This is a genomic window from Jeotgalibacillus sp. S-D1, assembly GCF_004358665.1.
Taxonomy (GTDB): domain Bacteria; phylum Bacillota; class Bacilli; order Bacillales; family Jeotgalibacillaceae; genus Jeotgalibacillus.
In genome coordinates this window covers 684,033-703,522 of sequence record NZ_SMZR01000001.1, presented here as the reverse complement: position 1 = coordinate 703,522, position 19,490 = coordinate 684,033, and the positions used below count along the sequence as shown (strand labels likewise).

Sequence of the window (19,490 nt, the reverse complement as noted above, 5' to 3'; positions counted from 1 at the left end):
CTTCGAACCCAAAACAAATTAATCAATGATGCCGGTACCTGTTAATTCTACATCATAGTCAACTTCAAACGGGATATTAGCAAATTGATTTTTCCATTCTTTTTCGTTCCAGCGTTTTGGATGAAAAGCAGCAACTCTGCGGCCGATAGCGAGTCCGTCAGATTTGGCTTCTTGCATGATTTGAGTTAATTCAAGCGTATCCTTCTTTAATTCCTCTTCCCACCACTTCTCGATTTTTTTTATTTTTTCTTTACCGACAATATTATTTGGCGCATATTCAGTCACAACGATCTTCAATTTTACTTTAATGGATGTTGTCAATAATGCATCATCTTTAACCTTAATGGATACATCTGCGTTGGGAATCTCAACAGTCATGTAATTTGCCACTTCTGGCTGTTTATCTTCCGTATACTTTTTAGTCATTCTGACTGAACCTTCCGTATTATCCATCAGTACATTAAAAAGCGTCCCCTGTTCAGCTGTTAAGTAGGTGCCTGTGTACTTGCGCCCATTAAACAAAGCAATCCCGCTCACTTCAGCTCTTGCCATTTCCTCATTGTACGTTAAATAAGGAAGATACAAGTCCCCGCCAGGATCAAACATCAGCGTACATGCTGTTTGAAGGCTAATCTTGGGTAAAACACCGACCAGTTCAGAGCTTTCAATAATATTTGCATAATATTGTGATATATCAAATTGCGTTCTGAGCGGATGATAAAGAAGTTCTGTTGCTTCCCCTTCCACAACCGCCAATCGTGAGCTCAGATTATTGGCGGCATTCCGGTACACTACGTCCAAGAAAGAATAGATATCTTCTTTTGCCAGTTCTTCTCCCAAAAGCATCATTTGCAGCTTGCTGTAATCTAGGTGTTCAGAAACATTTAAGTCCGCCTTATACCTTGCATCACGAAGAGTATGCCCAGTCTTATAAATATTGATATTTTTATTATCTTTGATATCAGGATTAACAGGGGGAACGACGGATGTAACCGCCACCTCTCCATTTTCCGTTTGATCATAGCCCACCGTAAACACAAGCTGGATTTCTTTCAGCAATCGCTCATCCCAGCATGAAGAAAGAAGCAAAGTAGAACAGCATAATATCAAACCAAATCGCTTTTTCATGATTTAATATCCTTTCCCGGTAATTTTCGGATGAAAGACAATAATAATGTTATTAAAGGGATCGCTGCTGTAAAGACCAGCGAAGTTGACAGCAATATACTCGTCAATTTATCCATAGAGGATATAGAAGTTGGCAACAGAGCGGCGATATAGGATATCACAATCGAAATGTAAACCATAAGCGTATGTTTGCCTTTTGAAAAAAATTGCTCCAGCGTATTTGCGGCCAGAAATAAAAAACTGATAAAGGATGATAGGGCGATAATCATCCAAATTGTGAGAAATATTAAATCAATTCTTTCAAGCAGGGTGAATTCCAGCGCTTTCATTATATAAAGAACGGGATACGGCACAATAATCAGTTCTTCTATATAGAAAAAAACCTGTGTGGTGATGATGGTAAATACATAAAATGAAGTTACAAAAGCTGTAGCAAATGCTGCTTTTCTCAGCTCTTTTTTTCTATTCATTTTGACATAATAGCCAAAAAACAAATATGCTTCAAAACCCATCAGGGCAAAAATAGCAGGTTTTATTCCTTCTAAAATTGCTTGTGTGCCTGTCCCTCCTACAGGAAGCAGGTATAAAAATTGTGGATGAAAATAAACCCATGACAAAATCACAAACAGCAGCGGCAGTAAAAATGAAATGAGCATTTTAAAACGGGCCAGAAGGACAACATTTTCTCTGGCCATATAAACAGCAGGAACAGCAAACAGCAATAAGATTACCCATTTTGGTGTTTCAAAAAAAATCCAGCTTGCAATGATTTGGTAAAAGCCGGTCATCGAGACGACTAATACTGATAGAAAATAGATAATATAAGCAAACATGATCAGCTTCCCGAAAATCGAACCAAAACATTTATTGACCATGCCATAGTAGGTGTCTTCTGGAAATTTTGAAAGCAGAAACATATACAACAGCACGATGATTTGTACAGTTATTCCTGCCAGCATCATTGAGATCCAGGCATCCTGTTTCGCAATCTTTCCAATATCTGTAGGCATAGACAGAATTCCAACACCTATTTGTGTTTGCACAATAATGAAAAAGAGCTGCATGCCTGTAATTTCATTTTTCGCGTTCATGAGTCCACCACCTGCTGTTTCCTTGTCGTTTTTTGTTTATCGGACTGGCATCAGCGGAGCGGGTATTTTGCTTCCAGGATGGCAAGCGAACGAATAAATCCTTTGCCCCTTTCCAATGAAATGGAGCTAAAGGAGACAAATAAGGAGATCGGAGCGATTCAAGTTTAATTAAATGTATGGTTAGCAGTGTTGCTCCAATTGCAATACCAAATAATCCAAACATCGAAGCAAGCACCATAAACGGGAATCGCAAAATTCTTACTGTCGTATTCATTTCAACGGATGGAACGACAAAAGAAGATATTGCCGTAAGCGCTACTACGATAATCATTAGATTGGAGATAAGGCCTGCATTTACTACCGCATCTCCAATAACAAGCCCCCCAACAATACCAATCGTTTGACCAATTGGATTGGGAAGTCTAATCCCGGCTTCTCTTATCAGCTCAATTGTCAGTTCAAGCACCAGAGCTTCTAGCAAAGGAACATACGGTATCCCTTCAACCGCGCGTTTAGCCGGCAGGGATAAATCATTTGGGATAATTTCAAAATGAAAACTTATGATGGCAATATAAAGAGCAGGCAATAAAAGCGCTATCAGAAAACTTCCTAAACGCAGCAGCCGGTAAAAGGAACCTACTAAAAACCGCCCATTAAAATCATCAGGCGACTGATAAAACGAAAAAAAGTTTACCGGTGCTAATAATGCGGTAGGAGACCCTTCCATCATCAGCGCAATTCTTCCTTCGCTTAAATTCGCGACTACACGATCCGGTCTTTCAGTATTTAAAAATTGCGGAAAAGGCGACCAGCTGTCGTCTTCAATAAATTCCTCCATATAGCCAATACTAAAAGCCATATCGCTTTCTATTGCCTGAACACGCATTATGTATTCTTCTACATTCATTTGATTGGCAACGTTATCCAAGTACATAATTACACAGGATGTATTTGATTCTTTTCCTATCGTTAAGTACCGAACAACTAAATGTTTTGTCCGAAGCTTTGTTCGGACCTGATGAATATTGGTAAATAAGCTTTCATTAAATCCAGCATGAGACCCTCTGACTATTTGTTCATTTTTAGGTTCTTCAATTGCACGGTAGTGCTCAACCGGACATTCTATCGAGACTCCCAGCCATTTGCCATCTTTTTTTGCCCATAGGAGGGCTTCTGCTTTTATAATTCTCAAGCCAATATCATTAATGGTTTCTGTTTCTGATACATATTTAAAATTGACGGTATGAGTAACGTCACCCACCGCCCACATGGAGCGCTGAAACCATTCAATTGCCTGTTCAAGTTTATTGCTGTTTAATAAGTTCTGAATATACATACAAACAGCTTCGCCGTCGTCATAGGAAATTGAACGCCTGATAAAATCCTGCGTGTTGCCAAGAAAAAAAGATACATCACTAAACAGGTCGTCTAACGAATCAAATTCACAAACTTTTTTATCCGGGTTATGGGTATTGGTTTTGTTATCTTTTTCCATTGGTCAACACCTCCGTTCATGCATACACCTAGTATGGAGAATATTTATCCATTTCATGCAAAATAGTATTGCAATAATTAATTATTGATTGAATAATGGATAGTTGAAAGGGGACTTTTCATGACGTTACTACTCATTAGCTTGACAGGTTATCTATTCGGCTGTCTTCATGGCTCTCAGCTGGTTGGTTTCATGAAAAAAATCAATCTGAAGGAAAGTGGTGTAAAAAATGCTGGCGCTTCTAATGCAACGATCGTACTTGGCTGGAAATATGGCGTTCTTGTAGCACTCATTGACATTGGCAAGGGGATGGCATCTGTTTTCCTCATTAGGACTTTATTAACAGACTCTTTTACTCCTGATACGCTGACTGCTTTATTATTTGTTAATGCATTATTTGTTATTATTGGTCATATCTTTCCTCTGCAAATGAGATTCAACGGAGGAAAAGGGACTGCATCCATTGTTGGTATTCTGCTTGTGCTCGATTGGAAAATAGCACTTATCTCGATTTCATTATTATTGATCGTCACTTTTGCAACTGATTATCTTGTTCTCGGTGTATTAGCTATGTATGCATCCTTTTTCTTATTAACCATTTTCTTTGCATACAGCACAGTACCTATTACAGCAGTAGGTGTGGTATGGCTGATCAGCAGCATTAAACATATTGAAAATTTTAAACGATTGAAAAATAAGGAAGAAACCCGCTTGTCGAGTTTAATCAGTAAAAAAGCAAGTTAAAAAGGCAGCCAATGATTTGGCTGCCTTTTGTGAATGAATTGTTTATATTAAATTATTTGCTGATGAACATTTGAGTCCAGTAGTTACCGTTCTCTACATGTCCCACACCAATGTGTGTGTATGAAGAGCTCATGATATTTTTTCTATGGCCTTCACTGTTCATCCATGCTTCAACCACTTCTTCAGGTGAAGCTTGTCCCATTGCAATATTTTCACCGGCACTGCTGTAGTCAATCCCGTATGATTTCATCATATCAAATGGTGAACCGTGCGTTGGGCTTGTGTGTGAAAAGTAATTGTTTTCCTGCATATCAGCAGACTTATCTTTTGCTACTTTACTAAGCTCTGTATCTAGTTCCAGTGCAGGCAGCCCTTCTTTAGCGCGTTCAGCATTTGTCAGTTCAACAACTTGCTGTTCAAAGTTGGATACATCAGATGCATCTTGCTTTTCTGCAGTGTCATTTTCTTTTACTTCCTGCTCTTGAGCTTGAGCTGGCTGTGTTTCTTCTTTAGGCTGTGCTGCCTGAGCTTCTTCCTTAGGCTGTGGTGCTTCTTCTTGTGCTTTTTCTGGTGCTTTAGCAGCAGCTTCCTTCTGCTGAGGTGCAGCTTGAGCAAGAGCTTGTTCTTTTAGTTCATTGATATCAATATTATATTTCTTCAGCTCTGCTGTAACCTTTTCCATCTCACCTTTGTTGAATTGACCTTGAGCAAGACAATCTGCCGCCCATTCTATATTTTGTTGTTTTTGAATTTGTGGTTGAGCATCACCTGATGATGCCTGAGTATTAGCAGCTGGAGAAATAAGAAGTGCGAATGCTGCTGCTCCTGAAATAATAAGTGATTTACCTTTCATAGTTAACTTCCTCCTTTTGAGTGGTTGTCTTTTCGACACTCTTATCCTATCATTCTTTTTTTGTCATAATGAAGGATATTATTGGGAGAAATTAAACTTTACGGTTACAACTTACAAGGTAAGGCTGCAACCGCGCAAATCATGCGCCTAATCCATTGCCACAAAAGAGTTTACCTTAATTTTACTTTAAAGTTTTTAATTGATAAATAAGGATTTGGCTTGTAGTCTTTTCTAATTATTGACGAAAATTTACTGTTGACATGTTTAAAACTAGCAATATATCGTTACAAATATGTCTAAAATGTAACAATTTATTCATTAATATTTTTATACAATAAGGCGTAAAAATGCAGTAAGTTAGCTTTTTCCTTCTCGGTTAAAGAAGAATGGACAATTCGATCGAAAGCCAAATATAATTTTTCCGAAGGAGATTTCCTTAACCGAGGATGGGTAAGCTCATCCTTTAATTCTTTTTTTACAGCTGCTGAAAGTGTCTCCGCAGGGGATTGTTCAGAGGGAATTGAGCGTTCCTTCCATAAAGATTTATATGCATGTAACAGTTGTTGATCGGAAAAGGTCACTTTTCTTCACTTTCCTTATTTTTCTCCAGTTTATTCAGCTCACTGAAAATAGTTTGTTTTGAAAGCCCTTCTCCAATGATCACAAGGTTTTTTGGCATCCGTATATCCTCTGATAAATAAATAGGCATACCAAATGAGTACTGAAACAGCATTGGATACTTTTCATGTGAAAAAGGAATATAGCCTTTCATTCGATAAACCGTTTCGGGTAAAGTTCTCATCCAGTTTTCAAATTCGAGCTGGTTTACCTCCTGTTCAAAGGTGTAAACGAGCGCCTGGATATTTAATTCCTGGTCAATTCTCATTTTTTGAGTTTCTTCTTTGGACACAAAATGAATTGAATTTAAAATATCAGGATTAATTTTAGCCCAGTTTGTCATGACTATGTTTGCATGTGCGTTAATGGACTGCAGCTCTCCGATTGCGTTTCCCTGCTGCATTTCATTTATTAGATCAATTTTGTTAAGAAGCAAAATGCCGGCGTGTTTTATTTGTTCGCGAAGAAGCTGAAGAATTTGCGGAGGAAGTTCACGTCTGTTAATCCATTGAACGGCATCTACCACCGTGATGATTCCCTTAAATTCCAGGCTGTCTGCAAACATCGGAGACATGATTGCGTCAACTACTTCCACCGGGTGTGCAGCTCCTGTTGTTTCAATCAGCAGGGAATCAAACGTTTCGTTCCACAAAAGATCCTGCAGCTGGGACTCAAGCTTATCTTGAATCGAACAGCAAATACAGCCGTCCAAAAGCTCCTTTAAGGGAAGATCCTCATCCACCGAGGCCGAATCAATGGAAACCTTCCCAATTTCATTCATCAGCACGGCTGGTACTTTATCATTGATCTTTTGTATTTTAATCATTTGCTTTAATAGACTTGTTTTTCCGCTTCCGAGGAAACCGGATAAAATATAAACTTCCTTTTTTTGATTCTGCATTTTCATATTACTCCCTTCCACATTCACACAGTTTTAAAACCGGTCATTAAAAAACCAGCGCATGCATGCGCTGGTTTCTTTTATGCTGCATCATCTTCAGGTTCATCATCAGCTTCATTAATGTCAGCTTCTTTGATAAGATATTTGACTGCAGCTTTTACTTGCGGATCGTTTTTCTCAAGTTCTTCCCGTAATGAAGTCATTAATAATGCAGCTGTTTCCTCATCTATAACCCCGGTTGACTCAAGGTCATTGTCTTCTTGAAAGCTTTGAACTGCTGTTACGGTTTCTCCATCAAATAACCCATCTACATTTCCAGGGTTAAGGCCGAGTGCCTTGAGCATCTGTTCTGCTGTTTTTACTTGTTCAGACAGCATAGACTCTTCAAGGTCGACTTCTACTTCCAGAAACGGCAGTGAAGCATATTCAGGCAGGCTCACTTCGGTATCCGGCTTGATTCCATCTTCATGAATCCAGTTGCCTTCCGGTGTCAGCCAGCGGGCTGTTGTAATTTTCATGTTTGACTTGTCGCTGAATTCTTCTGCCGTTTGAACTGTTCCTTTACCAAAGCTTGTTTGACCGATTAATGGAATATCAGTCGTTTCATTTACAGCTCCTGCAACGATTTCAGAAGCACTTGCACTTCCTTCGTCAATAAGCACAGCAACCGGGATATCAATTTTTTCCCCGCCTTCTGCTGTAATTACCTGTTTATCTCCGCTGCTTTCTTCAATTTGTACAATCGTTTCGCCCTCTGGAACGAAAAGATTGGCAATTGAAATTGCCTGAGGCAAAAGCCCACCCGGGTTTTGTCTCATATCTAAAACCATGGCCTTCATCCCTTGTGATTGCATCTCCTCTATAGCGGCTGTTAGTTCATCAAATGTATGGTCTGAAAAACTTGTGATTTGAATATTAGCTACTTTATTATCATCCATTTCTGCGTATACAGTGTCGATTGGAATATCATCCCGCGTAATTTTAAGATCCATTGTTTCCTGCATACCAGGGCGCTGAATCGTCAGTTTTACATCACTGCCTTTTTCCCCGCGAATTAATAAAACAGCTTCGTTAGCGCTCATTCCCTGAATGCTTTCATCATCCACAGCAACGATTTGATCGTTTGGCAATACGCCTGCCCGTTCAGCAGGTGAACCTTTAATTGGGGAAACAACTGTAATTAATCCATTTAAGGATTGAATCTCTGCGCCGATCCCCTGAAAGCTGGATGAAATGTTTTCATTGAACTGGGCAGCTTCTTCCTGATTCATATAGTCAGAATAAGGATCACCAAGTGCCTCCAGCATGCCGTTAATGGCTCCATTTACAAGATCTTCATCTTTTACATCTTCAAAGTAATCCTCATTAATTGCATCGTAGGCTTCGTACAGCTTATTAAATTCAGCCCGTTCCGGAACACCTACCGTCACTGCTTTCTCATCGCCAAAGGATAAGGCGAAAATAGAGACAGCTGCCGTCACAAGTACAGTCAGGAATAACAGCATGACAAAATGAAATTTCTTTATATTGACATACTTTGATAACGTTTCTTTGGCTTCTTCAACTTCCTGTTCTTTAGCAGTTTGTTCATGACCATCGCTTTGCTGGTCTTTTGGATCTTTTTCCATCGATTCACCACTTTCTAAGTCAGCACTATCATCTTTATTCTATTAATAACCTCTTATATCTTACCAGTTTTTAAACAGTAAGTAAAAGCGTAATCGTATGGAAAGGGCGAAACTATTAATCAATGAACTGGATCCCCGACATAAAAAGAGGGATTTGACATCAAAGTCAAATCCCTCTTTTCCAATTATGCGATTGCAGCATCAAGTGCTACAACGATCATATCATTGAATGTCAGCTGGCGCTCTTCAGAAGAAGTCGCTTCGCCGGTTAAAATGTGATCACTAACTGTCAGTACGGAAAGAGCATTGCGTCCATATTTTGCAGCAAGTGTATAAAGTGCAGAAGTTTCCATTTCTACAGCCAAAATACCATACTTTGCCCATTTTTCATGTTCAGCATTGTCATCATAAAAGATGTCTGCTGTAAATACGTTTCCAACTTGCAGGTTTAATCCTTTTTCAACTCCGGCATCATATGCATTCTTCAGCAAATTAAAGTTTGCTGCTGGTGCATAATCCACTCCTTTAAAAGTACGCTGGTTCATATTTGAATCAGTAGAAGCTGTCATTGCCAAAATAACATCCCGCACCTTTACATCTTGCTGGATCGCTCCACAAGTGCCTACGCGGATCAGATTTTGTACGCCATACTCTTCCATCAGCTCATTTATGTAAATAGAGATCGATGGCACGCCCATCCCTGTTCCTTGAACAGAAATACGTTTTCCTTTGTATGTTCCTGTGTAACCGAACATATTGCGCACTTCATTGTAACAGGTTACATCCTCTAAAAAAGTCTCGGCAATATACTTTGCACGTAATGGGTCACCTGGTAATAAAACGGTTTCAGCGATATCGCCTTTTTTTGCTCCTATATGGATACTCACTACTATTTCCTCCTTAAATTCCACTTCTAGCTTACCTATTGTAGCGCGTTTTGATAGCGAATTCAACTTATTCCGCAGGACAAAATTTGTTAAGTATATTGTTCAATAATTTGAAGTAATTTTGCTTTAAAATCACATGCATCATCCTGCCGAATTCTCATTCTGACGATTGATTCATCATCTCCATCTTCTAATGATGCTGTGCCGGTTTCGGCTGATTTTTGGTCTATTTCAATTAACAGCTCGTAGACTTCTTCCGACTCTGCGATAAATACAATTTCAAGATCATCCAGTTTATTCGTAAAAGGTTCACCTTGAGGATCAAATACAAATTGCTGAATATAACGCTGTTTTCTTTGAAAACGGGCAGGCGCTTCAATGCACTGAGTTGTCCTTAAAGAAAAGCCTAACGATAGAACCATTTCTAAAATTTCAGTCATAAAATAAGAAGGTTTGATGGTTAACGAATCGATATCTTTAGGATCTACTGCTTTTTTAATATCTGCCCCCGTTTTCACCCAAACTTTCGTATCATTCATCGTTATTGGGGTGGATAAAGGAATTTGAAAGGAAAATGGCAATTCGAAAATTTCATTTTGCAGGATATTAAATGGTTCCGACAGCTTAATCTGATCTATAACCGCCAGATCCTGATATAACTTTCCATTAGATTCCCTTATAAAATTCGTCAGAAGTGATACGTATATAGTATCAACTTCCTGCTCCACGTTCCCTCCTTTTATTACAACCACTCCTTCTACATCTTCCCCGCATCGGAAGGAAGGCCTCAATAGTCTCGTATCAATCTTTAATGAACCAATCCCGATTGTAGCCAGTGCTTTTGTAATTAAAGACATTTAGCCATCCTCCCAGTAAAGGTGATTTTGCATTCGGAGTTGCTACTAAGTAATGAAATATATAAATCATCTGTGAAATTAAATAGTAAATGGTATCTTTTGCATCAGCTGATTTGGTCAATTTTCGGAGTTGCTACTAAGTTACATTCCGTTATATAAGTTCCTGTTTTATATTAATTCTATACTCTTCCCACAAGTCATCAAATATTGAGATTTTATCAAAGTATATTTCGGTCAGTTCGATATAATTGCTCAATTCATGATAATCCTCGGACATTTTAGGGAAATCCAAATCGTCATACATCGAGTTTGCAAGTTCACTTTCCCTTGAATTCGGTTCTGGTTCTCTATATTTCATAACATAATGATAAAATGACCTTTTCATCGAACTCTTCCTTTCTAGTAAAGATACCACATTTATGAATCAACACTAGTGATTTTATCCTTTTTCCATCAATACCTCAAGCTCCTCCGTCATTAATAATTCATTTTCTCATACATTTTTTGTAAATTATCAACATATTTGATGCCAAAAAAATATAAAATTTCATAAAAAAAACGCGTGATCATTAGCTGATCACGCGTTTTTTTTATGATTTGGCCGTAATATCGATTAAAACATCTTGTCCGGCTGTTGTCGTTTGAACAGTCTTTTTGCTAATGGTTCCAAGGTCATCTCCGTTTGTAATAATTACTGGAGAGATAATGCTCTTTGCTTTTTCTTTAACCAGATTAAGGTCAAAAGTTACCAGGAGATCCCCCACTTTTACTTTTGATCCTTCTGAAATATGCGTTTCGAACCCTTCACCCTGCATCGAAACTGTTTCAAGCCCAATATGGATCAGGATTTCTGCTCCATTTTGTGCTTTTAGTCCAATGGCATGTTTGGTAGGAAACACTTGAAGTACTTCCCCTTCAATTGGAGAAACTACTTTTCCTTCTGAAGGTTCAATGGCGATCCCATCACCCATCATTTTTTGTGAAAAAACAGGATCGGGCACTTCCTCTAATGTAAGCAATTTCCCGCTGATTGGTGCAAATACGGAAATTTCTTTAGGTGCTTCTTCTTTTTTACCGAATAATTTTTTTAACATAGTATCACTCTCCCATTATACATATAGACGAATATTGATCGTTTAAAACCTCAGAACAGTTAGCATACAACATTTTAATCTGATCAATCAAACAATTTACGGTACAGTCCGTACCCTTCCTGCTCAAGATTTTCTTTTGGTATAAACCTCATGGCTGCTGAGTTAATGCAATAACGTAATCCTTCTGGACCTGGCCCGTCATTGAACACATGGCCAAGGTGGGAATCAGATGTTTGGCTTCTCACTTCTGTTCGTACCATAAAGTGGCTTCTGTCTTCTTTTTCCAATACTTCCTCATCCGTTATCGGTTTTGTGAAGCTTGGCCAACCGCATCCAGCATCATATTTATCTGCAGAACTGAACAAAGGTTTGCCAGACACAACATCTACATATATTCCATCACTAAACTTGTCCCAGTATTCGTTTTGAAAAGGCGGCTCTGTACCGTTGTTTTGGGTTACTTCGAATTGAATTTTCGACAGGTTGCTTTTGTCAAAGCTGCTGGTCATAGGTCTACTTCACACCTTTCATATTTTTAATCCAATCGGCTCTTCCAGATCCCTTGTAATAGGCATTATACCTTATAGGGTGCTTCTGGTAATAATTCTGGTGCTCCTCCTCGGCCTTGTAAAAGGGTTTTGCTGAAAAGATATCCGTTACAATTGCTCCGCGATAGCGATTGCTGTCCTGCAGCTTCTGCCGCGAAGTCAATGCAATATTTTTCTGTTCTTCATCATGGTAATAAATCGCGGTTTTATATGATTCTCCCCGGTCAAAAAATTGTCCGCCTGCATCGGTCGGATCGATCTGCGACCAAAATAATTCAACCAGATCCTCATAGGTAAAAACCGCAGGGTCGTATGTAATCTGGACGGCTTCCCGGTGACCGGTCGTTTCGCTGCAGACCTCCTGATAAGAAGGATTTTCTGTGTGGCCGCCTGTATACCCGGACACTACCTCCATTATTCCTGGCATCTGATCAAAGGGCTTAACCATACACCAAAAACATCCTCCTGCAAATGTTGCTTTTTTATATCCTGGTTTAGACATGCTTTTTACCTCCTCTTAGCGTGGTACATAGATTGAAAATGAAATATCGTCTTCACGCAAATTAAATTGATTCGTTTTTACATTAAGTCCGCCAGCCAGATCAATATTGGTAACTTCTACAATAATTTCCTGATCATTTGGCTGGATCGTTACCCATTCGGGAAACTTATACGAGTCTTCAATAAACTTCAATACATTCGCGACTGGCAGATTAATGGCACCCAGTGATAGGCTTTCCTGAGTCAATAACAGATTGCCGTTTTCCATTGCCTGAGCATCAAATGTCATCTGAAAGTCAATTTGAGAATTAAAAACCGGCAGTGAACCATTTAACGAAACTAAATCATCTAAAGTGACAGAGTAATTGATCTGACCATTAAGCTCTTCCTCAATAAACCTGTTCGCTACAATTGTCAGATCATTTTTTGTGGTGGTTACGTTAAATTCAGCCTGTGATTCAGGAGGAGAATCGGGCGACGACTGTACGGGATAATTCTGATCAATCGGTCTGAACAATTGATACGCTGCAAATAACATAAGGATCAAAATTATTGCCAGTAAAGACCAAAATGCTAATTTCCATTTATTCTTCATAAGAAACCTCTTTCTATTCTTCAGAATCAGCCAGGACGGTTAACAGCCCCTGCTCAATACGACCAGCAATCAGCCTGTATCCCGCATCGTTTGGGTGAAAGTAGTCAGTGTAAAGTAAATTTTCCTCAGTTTCACTAAATATATCTGATATTTGAACAAAAGCAGTATTATCCCATTGACCTGCAATGGATTCAGCTGTTTCGTTCCACTCATTTACAATAACGCCCATTTCTTCTATATCCGAGGACAGCATAATAAAAGGATTGTAAATACCCATCAGGACAATGGACGCATTCGGATTTATTGTTCTAATTTCACTAAATATATTCGTAAGTCTTTCTTCAAATTGAACTTGAGCAGCTATAAAATCATCGAACGTCAATGAAGGAAAATTTGACCTGAATACTTTCATAACATCATTTCCGCCAACCGTTATAATGACTGAATCAGCTTCATTAATAGAAGACCTGATTTCTTCTTCTTCCTTGACACGTTTTAACAATTGATCAGAACGATTGCCTCGTTTCCCGTAGTTGGCAATGGTGACTTCACCAAACTCTTCTTTATCTTCAAGGCTTTTTTCAAGAAGAGGAACATATCCGCCCAGCTCCTTACTATCCCCAACTCCTGCTGTGAGCGAATCTCCAAGAGAAACGATATTAACATCCGCAGGTAAAAATGAGTTGTCAGGCATAGGTTTATCCTCAACATTAAAGGTGCGTTCAACTTGTTCGGTCATGTTAGATGTTGTGCAAGAGGCAAGAAGAAGAGATGAAACCACGATCAGACTGATTCTTGAGAATATTTTCATCTGGTTTCCCACCCTCTTTCGCTTCCTATAGTATTATTATATCACTAGAGGTGAAGGATAAAACATTCCCCTGCTTATTCCCTCCACGTATTATATTCTTCATCAATAACTGGTTAGAATAACTAACAAAAAATAGTAAATGCCCCCCGCATATTGTGCGAAGGGCCACATCAAGATCATTATTCAGCATGATACATAAAGCCTATAGCTCCTTTGCCGGTATGGGTTGAAATGATTGGCGTAGTGTCTTCAATGGTAACATGCTGAAAACCTGATTTTTCAATGATTTTTTCTTTTAATGACTCTGCAAGATTCAATCCATCTGCATGGACAATGCCAACTGCCTGAATCGTTTTTCCTTTTACATCTGAAGTGAACTGATTGACCAGATATTTTACAACTTGGGTGTGGCTTCTGGCTTTTGACACCGGTGTATATTCTCCATTAGCAAGAGAAGCAATTGGCTTAATGTTTAGGAGTGAACCAATCATGGCTCTTCCTTTTCCAATACGCCCGCCTTTTACCAGGTTTTCCAATGTATCCACAACTACAAAAAGATGGGAGCCCTCTTTCACCGCTTCCACGCGTGTTAGGATCTCTTGAATGCCCCTGCCTTCCTGTGCCATCTTAGCAGCTTCCACCACTTGAAATGAAAGTGCTTTTGAAATAAATCTTGAATCCACAACAGTGACCTCAGAATCTGTCAGACCTGCTGCACTTTGTGCGGATCTAACCGTTCCGCTCATATTTCCAGTCATGTGAATGGACAAAATTGAACTGCCGTCTTTGCCCAATTCATCATAAACCTCTTTAAACGAACCTGCTGAAGGCTGTGAACTTTTCGGCAATTCTTTAGCTGCGCTCATTTTTTTCATAAACTCTTTTGGGGAGATTTCAACCCTGTCAATAAACGATTCCCCATCAATGGAAAGCGTGAGAGGGACGATTGTAATGTCATATTGTTTAATAATATCCTCATTTAAATCTACAGTTGAATCTGTCACTATTTTAACTTTCGTCATAAAAACACATCCTATCATCCAGTTGCTAATCATTATTATACAATTTACACAGGCTCATTCCCAACCGTAACTATGCTGCTTTGAAAAGTTATGACAAGTGTCATGTATTTTCAAACTTTGTATGATATGAAAGGGTTTATCTGTTAATTGCAACACATATTTCAAACATGATCACATCATTATTGACCAGTTAAATTGCATTAATTGTTTCGTCTGTATACAATAAATAGACGAAAATAATCTCTCTTATTTAGACCAACAGAGGGCAGGAGTTGAAATCCTTGCATACATTTGATTATAAAAATTCAAAAGAAGAATTAGCAAATGCAATCACTCATGGCATTGGTCTGATTCTCAGCATTCCAGCACTCATTTTCCTTATCCTTGTGGCAATTGAAAAAGGCACTGCCTGGCATGTAGTCAGTTTTACCATATTTGGTTCAACTATGCTGCTTCTTTTCCTTTGTTCCACACTGCTTCATAGTGTCCAAAAGGTAAAATTAAAAAAATTCTTTGCGATTATGGATCATTCGGCGATCTATCTTCTAATAGCAGGAACATATACTCCATTTGTTTTAATAACGATACGGGATACGTTGGGCTGGACAATTTTTGGCATTGTATGGGGCCTTGCTATTGCAGGCATCGTCTTTAAATGTTACTTTGTTGACCGATATCAGGTAATCGCAACCCTGTTTTATGTATTAATGGGCTGGCTTATCATTATTGCCATCGTTCCTTTATACAACGGATTGACCGGACCAGGCTTTGCCCTGCTATTTACAGGAGGGTTATTTTATTCAGTTGGCGCTATATTTTATATTTGGAGAAAACTCCCTTATAATCATGCAATATGGCACTTATTTGTCATCGCTGGCAGTGCTTTTATGTATTTCTGTGTATTAATTTACGCTTAATACCTACCGATTTTTTCCCGATGATGCATACGATGAAAACGAAAATAATATCAAATAATGCCCTTGCGATGAAATTTTTTCGCAGGGGCATCCTTCGTTTAATTTACCGTATTTTTTAATTATTTATTGGCCCGTTCATACATTTTGAAATAATAATCATAAGGATTTTTGTCATCTTTGATGCCTTTTACTGAAGAGATTTCTTTCCAGTCTGACGTATGATAATCGGGAAATACGGTATCTCCGTCCGTTTTGAGGTTGATAACCGTTATATATAAACGGTCAGCGTATTTCATGGCAGCCTCATAAATTTTGCCTCCGCCAATCACAAAGGTTTCTTCTTCTTTCTTCTGCAGCATTTTTATCCCTTCTTCTAGAGAATATACTACTGCAGCTCCTTCGTGATTCCATTGCTTATTCGACGTTACCACAATATTGGTTCTCTTCTTTAGCGGACCATTCATGGCTTCAAATGTTTTCCTGCCCATTAGCAGTGTCTTGCCAATTGTTTTTTCTTTAAAGTAAGCCAAATCTTTTGGAAGATGCCAGGGCATATCATTCTGATAGCCGATGACCCGATTATCGGCATGGGCAACAATGATTGAAATCAATTTATTACAGCTCCTTTACACGGCTACTGGTGCCTTAATCGCTGGATGCGGATTATAGTTTTCCAGCTTGATGTCTGATACATCAGTTTCAAAGATGTCTTTTCCTCCATTTTCCAGCAAAAGAGTTGGCAGAGTTCTTGGCGATCTTGATAATTGTTCTTTTACCTGCTCGAGATGATTGGTATAGATGTGGGCATCTCCAATGGTATGAACAAAGGTGCCTGGTTTGAGATCGCACTCTTTAGCAACCAGATGAGTCAGAAGCGCATAGCTGGCAATATTAAAAGGAATGCCCAGAAACAAATCTCCGCTCCTTTGATAGAGCTGGCAGGAAAGTTTACCGTCTGCTACATAAAACTGAAAAAGAGTATGGCAGGGAGGCAAAGCCATCGTTGGCACGTCTTCCGGATTCCACGCTGATACAATGTGCCGTCTGGAATCTGGGTTCTGTTTGATCGAAGTAATAACTTCAGATAACTGATCGATCGTTTCGCCGGTGGATTTTTTCCATTCTCTCCACTGCTTGCCGTAAACATTGCCCAAATCTCCAAATAATGCAGAAAACTCAGGGTCATTTGTAATCGCGGTGGTGAATGTTTTCATCTGCTCATCATATATTGCTTTAAATTCGGGGTCATTTTGGGCTCGCAGGCCAAAATCCGTCATATCCGGGCCATTATAAGCATCGCTTTCCACCCAATTTTTAAATGCCCATTCATCCCATATGTGATTATTATGATCCAGCAGATATTTGATATTTGTATCGCCTTTTAAAAACCATAAAAGTTCACTTTTAATCAGGCCAAAAGGAACTCTTTTTGTTGTTACCATTGGAAAACCTTCGGATAGATCAAATTTCATCTGGTGGCCGAATGAACTGATTGTGCCGGTTCCGGTACGGTCATTTTTTTCAGTTCCCTGTTCCAGCACCTTATGTAGTAAGTTTAAATATTGCTCCATTTTCACCCCTGCCTTTCTTATCTACTTCATTATAGGTAAGATAATAAAGAATCGCAAAGGATAAAAATAACTCCTGATGATTATCAGGAGTTCGTCATTAGTGGAGGTTTTTATTTGATCCAAATTTGGCTGGTGTGTCTTTTCCCCAGTACACATTGGCCAGCATATGATGGGATTCAAACTCATCTGAATGGGTATGATAATGAAAATTAAATGAGTACCCTTCAAGCGGAGGATGGTCTCTTCTCACATGAAAACACAAAACATCTTTTCCGGTGTCAGCGTCCATGATGTGAAAAATCCGTTCTCCGTCACCCTTCCCTATAGCAGGAGAAATCATTAAATCCTTGTATTCGCCATCATCGTATGTATTGACCATTTCTGTAATTGCCTCTTCCATTTTCGGAAGAATAGCACCCTGAAATTCCCGTTGAATTCTTGGCATGAGGCGATCTCCAATTTTCGCTCCAGTAATCTTTTGAGCCTCATCCATTAATTGTTCAATTACTTCGTCTTTTGATACAACTGTAATAACTTCTGTTGTCTCAATATAGTCACTTGGCAAAGATGAAAATGACTTAGTCGATTGACTGTCGTTTTTTGGCTGGTCGGCGAGCAGATCCTGAGGCGTAACCATTCCGAAAGTTATGATCGAAATAAGAACAACGAGTGATTTTTTCAACCAGTTTGGCATAAGTGGCAAATCCCTTCTTGTCTGATTAGTCTTTCATACATTATACTTGAATACGAAGAGAACTGCTAAAGGTTTCGAAAAAATTGAAACTTTTTTACTGCTAAACAAACCTATTTGGATTTGATTGGTTAGGAGGGCAAACCATGGAAAGTACAATGATCGGCATTGGTTTTTTATTAATGCTCGCATATTTCGTGTATGTACAGTTCGCTGAATAGTTTGATCAAAAAAACAAACCGCTGCTTGAGCGGTTTGTTTTTTTGTTTATCCTATAATTCAATAAATCCATAATGCTGTTTTGAGGAAGGTCTTATCATTTGCGTAAATCCGAATTCCTTAAACCTGTGTGATCTGAAATAATCCTTTAATACAATCCTTTTTCTGCCGACTCTTTTCGCCTCATTTACCGCAAGCTCCAATGAGGTTGTCGAGTAGGCGGCATGGGGCCTTAAATGGTTAATTCCCGAGGATGAAAGAACTGATTCTGTAAACATTGGATCAAAATAAATAACATCAAATGACTGATCCGGCTGCATTTTTAAATATTCAAGATGATCCATCGCATAAATATTAATTCTTTTCATCGCATCTTCCATTGGTTTTATTTCTGATTTCCAGCTTCTTAAGCCGTTCTGAACAAGGTAAGCCACAACCGGGTTACACTCAATTCCAATTACTCTTCCTTCTGCTCCTGCAGCAAGTGAAGCAATAATCGCGTCAGAGCCCATACCAGCTGTACAGTCTAAAAAAGAATCACCTTTCTGAAACTGCGCAGCACTTATTAATGGGTCCTTTTCACCGCCAAGCATTCTTTTAGCGCGAAATGCGCTTGAATTTGGATGAAAAAAGAATGGTTCTGAATCCGCGGAAAAATAATATTCGTACCGGTTCTCGGTTATCACAATTATGGGTTGCTGATATGTTTCATACATTTTGTTTATGGATTTTTTATTTCGTTTTATAAATTGGGCATTTAATTCCTTAGCAACCGCAATCGCCATTATATTGCTTTTTTCAGATGGTCTTCCTGCAGTGGTTATAATCATATGCCACCCTCCCTCGCTGATGACAGACTAAAAAAAGGCACCGGTTAAGGTACCTTAGCAGTGCTGATCCATCGCGCCTTTTAAATTGGCTACGATTTCTTCCACTGCATGATCTTCGATTTCCTCGCGCGGTATAAAATGAACAACCTGATTGTCTTTCAACAGCGCAATCGAAGGTGAAGATGGTTCGTATCCAGTCATGAAGCTTCTCATCTTCTGTGTCGCATCCTTGTCCTGACCCGCAAACACTGTTACAAGGTGATCGGGTTCTTTTTCATGCGTAATTAATGCCTGTGTTACTGCCGGACGGGCAAGCCCTGCCGCGCAGCCGCATACTGAATTGATTACAACCAGCGAAGTTCCAGACACTTGTGACATAAATGACTGAACATCCTCTTCAGTCCTTAATTCTTTAAACCCCGCCTGCGTTAGTTCCTGTCTCATTGGTTTGACCAGCTGTTTCATATATTCTTCATAAGCCATTGACAT

Annotated in this window: 23 protein-coding genes; 2 read left to right on the top strand and 21 right to left on the bottom strand. The window is 39.0% G+C overall.

What is annotated here, in order from left to right; translation table 11 throughout:
* Positions 1–18: 18 nt before the first annotated feature.
* From E2R51_RS03605 to E2R51_RS03595, 3 genes are read right to left on the bottom strand one after another with little or no spacing between them, the layout of a single operon-like run.
* Positions 19–1,128: a Ger(x)C family spore germination protein gene (locus E2R51_RS03605; protein WP_133375658.1), complete on the bottom strand. Its 1,110-nt coding sequence runs from the start codon at positions 1,126–1,128 to the stop codon at positions 19–21.
* Positions 1,125–2,219 (bottom strand): GerAB/ArcD/ProY family transporter, encoded by a 1,095-nt coding sequence (locus E2R51_RS03600; protein ID WP_133375657.1) that lies wholly within the window; start codon positions 2,217–2,219, stop codon positions 1,125–1,127. The genes E2R51_RS03605 and E2R51_RS03600 overlap by 4 nt, the downstream gene beginning before the upstream one ends.
* Positions 2,203–3,714, bottom strand: coding sequence for a spore germination protein (locus tag E2R51_RS03595; RefSeq protein WP_133375656.1), 1,512 nt, complete (start codon positions 3,712–3,714; stop codon positions 2,203–2,205). The genes E2R51_RS03600 and E2R51_RS03595 overlap by 17 nt, the downstream gene beginning before the upstream one ends.
* Positions 3,715–3,834: 120 nt before the next feature.
* On the opposite strand from E2R51_RS03595, the gene E2R51_RS03590 reads away from it, so the two are divergent.
* Positions 3,835–4,458: a glycerol-3-phosphate acyltransferase gene (locus E2R51_RS03590; RefSeq protein WP_133375655.1), complete on the top strand. Its 624-nt coding sequence runs from the start codon at positions 3,835–3,837 to the stop codon at positions 4,456–4,458.
* 52 nt (positions 4,459–4,510) lie between these two features.
* Here the strand turns inward: E2R51_RS03590 and E2R51_RS03585 are convergent, their stop codons facing one another.
* The 13 genes from E2R51_RS03585 to E2R51_RS03525 form a co-directional block, all read right to left on the bottom strand.
* Positions 4,511–5,311 (bottom strand): CAP domain-containing protein, encoded by an 801-nt coding sequence (locus E2R51_RS03585; protein ID WP_133375654.1) that lies wholly within the window; start codon positions 5,309–5,311, stop codon positions 4,511–4,513.
* A gap of 311 nt (positions 5,312–5,622) precedes the next feature.
* Complete coding sequence (locus E2R51_RS03580; protein WP_133375653.1) at positions 5,623–5,892, bottom strand: hypothetical protein; 270 nt, start codon at positions 5,890–5,892, stop codon at positions 5,623–5,625.
* Positions 5,889–6,830 carry a CobW family GTP-binding protein gene (locus tag E2R51_RS03575; protein ID WP_133375652.1) on the bottom strand — a complete coding sequence of 314 codons (942 nt, stop codon included), beginning with the start codon at positions 6,828–6,830 and terminating at the stop codon, positions 5,889–5,891. Before E2R51_RS03575 ends, E2R51_RS03580 begins: the two co-directional genes overlap by 4 nt.
* An 80-nt stretch (positions 6,831–6,910) precedes the next feature.
* Positions 6,911–8,458, bottom strand: coding sequence for a lmo1851 family serine protease (locus E2R51_RS03570; protein ID WP_133375651.1), 1,548 nt, complete (start codon positions 8,456–8,458; stop codon positions 6,911–6,913).
* Positions 8,459–8,643: 185 nt separating this feature from the next.
* Positions 8,644–9,345 (bottom strand): purine-nucleoside phosphorylase, encoded by a 702-nt coding sequence (gene deoD, locus E2R51_RS03565; protein WP_133375650.1) that lies wholly within the window; start codon positions 9,343–9,345, stop codon positions 8,644–8,646.
* Positions 9,346–9,434: 89 nt separating this feature from the next.
* Entirely contained in the window at positions 9,435–10,202 is a 768-nt protein-coding gene (locus tag E2R51_RS03560; protein ID WP_133375649.1) for a sporulation protein, read from the bottom strand.
* Positions 10,203–10,353: 151 nt separating this feature from the next.
* Positions 10,354–10,587, bottom strand: coding sequence for a YozE family protein (locus tag E2R51_RS03555; RefSeq protein WP_133375648.1), 234 nt, complete (start codon positions 10,585–10,587; stop codon positions 10,354–10,356).
* Positions 10,588–10,792: 205 nt separating this feature from the next.
* Positions 10,793–11,296 (bottom strand): PTS sugar transporter subunit IIA, encoded by a 504-nt coding sequence (locus E2R51_RS03550; protein ID WP_133375647.1) that lies wholly within the window; start codon positions 11,294–11,296, stop codon positions 10,793–10,795.
* A gap of 83 nt (positions 11,297–11,379) precedes the next feature.
* Complete coding sequence (gene msrB, locus E2R51_RS03545; RefSeq protein WP_133375646.1) at positions 11,380–11,805, bottom strand: peptide-methionine (R)-S-oxide reductase MsrB; 426 nt, start codon at positions 11,803–11,805, stop codon at positions 11,380–11,382.
* A 4-nt stretch (positions 11,806–11,809) separates the two neighbouring features.
* Entirely contained in the window at positions 11,810–12,346 is a 537-nt protein-coding gene (gene msrA / locus E2R51_RS03540) for a peptide-methionine (S)-S-oxide reductase MsrA (RefSeq protein WP_133375645.1), read from the bottom strand.
* 15 nt (positions 12,347–12,361) lie between these two features.
* Entirely contained in the window at positions 12,362–12,940 is a 579-nt protein-coding gene (locus tag E2R51_RS03535; RefSeq protein WP_133375644.1) for a YpmS family protein, read from the bottom strand.
* Positions 12,941–12,953: 13 nt separating this feature from the next.
* On the bottom strand, positions 12,954–13,751 hold the full coding sequence (locus E2R51_RS03530) for an SGNH/GDSL hydrolase family protein (protein WP_133375643.1): 798 nt from the start codon (positions 13,749–13,751) through the stop codon (positions 12,954–12,956).
* Between the two features lie 179 nt (positions 13,752–13,930).
* A complete protein-coding gene (locus E2R51_RS03525) occupies positions 13,931–14,773 on the bottom strand; it encodes a DegV family protein (RefSeq protein WP_133375642.1) in 843 nt (280 codons plus the stop codon).
* Positions 14,774–15,054: 281 nt separating this feature from the next.
* Between E2R51_RS03525 and trhA the strand changes: the two genes are divergently transcribed.
* A complete protein-coding gene (gene trhA / locus E2R51_RS03520; RefSeq protein WP_240732947.1) occupies positions 15,055–15,690 on the top strand; it encodes a PAQR family membrane homeostasis protein TrhA in 636 nt (211 codons plus the stop codon).
* A 119-nt stretch (positions 15,691–15,809) separates the two neighbouring features.
* On the opposite strand, the gene E2R51_RS03515 is transcribed toward trhA, so the two are convergent.
* The 5 genes from E2R51_RS03515 to E2R51_RS03495 all read right to left on the bottom strand — a co-directional run bounded on the left by E2R51_RS03515 (position 15,810) and on the right by E2R51_RS03495 (position 19,490).
* Positions 15,810–16,301 (bottom strand): dihydrofolate reductase, encoded by a 492-nt coding sequence (locus E2R51_RS03515; RefSeq protein WP_133375640.1) that lies wholly within the window; start codon positions 16,299–16,301, stop codon positions 15,810–15,812.
* 15 nt (positions 16,302–16,316) lie between these two features.
* On the bottom strand, positions 16,317–17,261 hold the full coding sequence (locus E2R51_RS03510) for a thymidylate synthase (protein WP_133375639.1): 945 nt from the start codon (positions 17,259–17,261) through the stop codon (positions 16,317–16,319).
* Positions 17,262–17,358: 97 nt separating this feature from the next.
* Positions 17,359–17,955, bottom strand: coding sequence for a YpjP family protein (locus E2R51_RS03505; RefSeq protein ID WP_133375638.1), 597 nt, complete (start codon positions 17,953–17,955; stop codon positions 17,359–17,361).
* 269 nt (positions 17,956–18,224) lie between these two features.
* Positions 18,225–19,001 carry a class I SAM-dependent methyltransferase gene (locus tag E2R51_RS03500; protein ID WP_133375637.1) on the bottom strand — a complete coding sequence of 259 codons (777 nt, stop codon included), beginning with the start codon at positions 18,999–19,001 and terminating at the stop codon, positions 18,225–18,227.
* A gap of 54 nt (positions 19,002–19,055) precedes the next feature.
* On the bottom strand, positions 19,056–19,490 hold the full coding sequence (locus E2R51_RS03495) for a BrxA/BrxB family bacilliredoxin (protein ID WP_133375636.1): 435 nt from the start codon (positions 19,488–19,490) through the stop codon (positions 19,056–19,058).